2 protein-coding genes are annotated in these 2,450 nt (G+C 71.4%); both read right to left on the reverse strand.

Features of this window, described 5'->3' with window-relative positions; genetic code table 11:
* Positions 1-364: 364 nt before the first annotated feature.
* The gene (locus tag ACFQ87_RS45635; protein ID WP_380616953.1) at positions 365-751 is read right to left on the reverse strand and encodes a DUF5132 domain-containing protein; all 387 of its coding nucleotides are present in this window, start codon (positions 749-751) and stop codon (positions 365-367) included.
* A gap of 308 nt (positions 752-1,059) precedes the next feature.
* On the reverse strand, positions 1,060-2,450 hold a 1,391-nt coding region (locus tag ACFQ87_RS45640; protein WP_380616954.1), incomplete at its 5' end, for a DUF885 domain-containing protein.

Here is a 2,450-nt window from a genome sequence, read left to right on the forward strand (position 1 = left end):
GCGCAGGGCCGCGGCGAGGAGTTCGGCCGCCCTGGGCCGTCCGAGAACCAGCTTGACGTCCCAGCGCTGGCGGCCAGGAATGACCGAGCGCGGACTCACGTCCAAATCCACGGTGCGATATCCGGCTGCGGCACCCAGCAGAGATGGCATGTGTACGATCACCTGTTTGCGGAGGTCGCGGATTGGTCCGTCAGTGGGCGCGGCGGAATTCCTGCGCACGGCGGATTACTGCGACGGAGTGGAAGGTCTGGAGGGGGAGAGCGGTACGGCCGAAAGGCCCGCGGCCGACCGCCGCGTGGACACGCCCTCCGGGGTCGTTCGGAGGACGCGCCCAGGCGGCCGGCGGAGCCGTGAATTCAGGGCGTCAGTGCGCCTTGCCGGGGCCGGCCCCGGCGCCGGCCCCGGCGGTCGCTCGGATCTTCGGCGTCCTCGCCTCGGCCTCGGCCCGCTCGGCGGCCTCGTCCTTCCCTCCGCTCGGGACGTTCCCGCCGCTCGGGGCGACGGCGCTCGGGGCGACGGCCTCGGCGGGCCAGCGACCGTCACCGGAGGTGGCCTGCGACGCCACCATGTCGGCGGCCACCTCGGCCGCGAGGTCGTGGATGTTCTCCCCGGCCTCATGGGCCGCCTTCTTCACCTCCATGGCGATACCGACGGACGTCTTGACGACGCCGCGCACCAGCGGCTTGAGGAGACGCTTGGCCAGTGGCGCGACGATGAGACCGACCAGGAACGGCGGGACTACGGGCGGCATGATGCTCCAACCTCTCTACGCAGACGGATGACAGGGCCCCGGGTACTGCGGACTCCGGAGTACGCACAGCCGAGCGGACGGAAGCACCCGTTTTCGGAATTCTCGACTCCCTTGCAGGATTCCCTGCTGGGCTGAATCCTCGTCGATGGGGTTATGCCGCCCGCTCCTCCGCCACCGTAGACCAGTCATGTGCATCGAGGCCAAACAGTCCCGGCGGGTTTCACTCATGCGAGTGCTATCCATGCTTCCGACCGCTACGGATTACCGTGCGTGCACTAACCACAAGAACCGCTTGTCCTATTTGCGCATCACCGCTGAATGCCCAGTTCACGCACCACCCGCCACCCCAGGGCGGGGAACGGCAGCGCACCGCCTCCCAGCACCGCCTCATGGAAGGCCCGCACGTCGAACCCGGCGCCCAGGTCGGCCTCCGCCCGGGCCCGCAACCGGCCGAACTCCAGGAAGCCCGCACGGTAGGAGAGCGCCTGCCCCGGCAGGTCGGTCGCGTAGCGCAGCAGGTCCGAGGCGATCTGGCCGTCCGCCTCGGTGGTGTTGGCACGCATGAAGTCCCGGGCCTGCGCGAGGCTCATCGTCCCGAGGTTCAGCCCGGTGTCGACCACGAGCCGCTGCGCGGTGAACCGCTCCTGGGCGAGGCGCCCGTAGGCGTCCCACGGGTCCTCGTAGAGGCCCGCCTCCCAGCCGAGGCCGGCCGCGTACTCGGCCCAGCCCTCGTTGAACGCGCCGAACTCGGCCACCTCGCGGCGCAGTTGCGGCAGCGCCAGGTTCTCCGCCTGCCGGGCGAGATGGAAGTGGTGTCCCGGCGCCAGCTCGTGGTAGATCAGGGAGGCCGAGCCCAGGAGCGAGCGCCGCTCCAGGTCCGAGCCGTTGTAGCGGTAGCGCCCGACCGGGCTGGCCGGGGTCGGCAACTCGTAGTACCCGAAGGTCATCCCCGCCTCCAGCGCCGGATCCAGCCGCGCCAGCCCGTACGGCGCCGCCGGCAGCACGGCGAACCACTGCAGCAGCCGTGGGGCGAGCCGGTCGAGGTGGCCGCGGTAGCGGGCCTCGACCTCCCCGGGCGTCCGGGCGTACAGCCGGGGCTCGGTCCGCAGCCGGTCGTGGAACTCCTCCTCGGAGCCGGTGAATCCCAGGATGGCACGGAACTCCCGCATCCGCTCGGCCAGTTCGCGGCACTGGTCGCGGCCGAGCTCGTGGAGCCGTTCGGGCGGAGTGTCGCACCCGGCGTGGGTCCGGACGAACTCCCGGTACGCCTCCTCCCCGCCCTCGTAGTGCGCCCAGCCGACGGTCTGCGGCGCCGCGCACAGATAGGCCGGATCATCGAGGACGGCGAGCAGACGGTGGAAGGCCGGTTCCAGCTCGTCCGCCACCAACCGCCCTACGCGCTCGCCGAGTTGTCCATCAGCAACCCCGTCGAGCCGGTCGCCCTCCACCTCCACCCGGCGGGCCACGGACACCTGCAGAGCGGCGGCGGTGGCGCGCGCACCGGCTAGGGCCGGGGCAGGGATCCGGAAGCCGCGGGCGGCCTGTTCCGCCGCCTTGTCCGCGATCGACCCGACCACCCGGGCCAGCTCGCGCAGTAGCGTCAAGTACCGCTCGGCATCCGTCGGTTCAGTGAAGCGGAAGGGGCGCAGCACCGCGTCGACGTACTGCGACAGCGGGAACAGCCGGTACGGCGTGGCCG

Source organism: Kitasatospora sp. NPDC056531, from assembly GCF_042794375.1.
Lineage (GTDB): Bacteria > Actinomycetota > Actinomycetes > Streptomycetales > Streptomycetaceae > Kitasatospora.

Bases quoted from the DNA above. Each gene is read 5' to 3' on its own strand.
- ACFQ87_RS45635 (WP_380616953.1), bottom strand. From the start codon at position 751: ATGCCGCCCGTAGTCCCGCCGTTCCTGGTCGGTCTCATCGTCGCGCCA.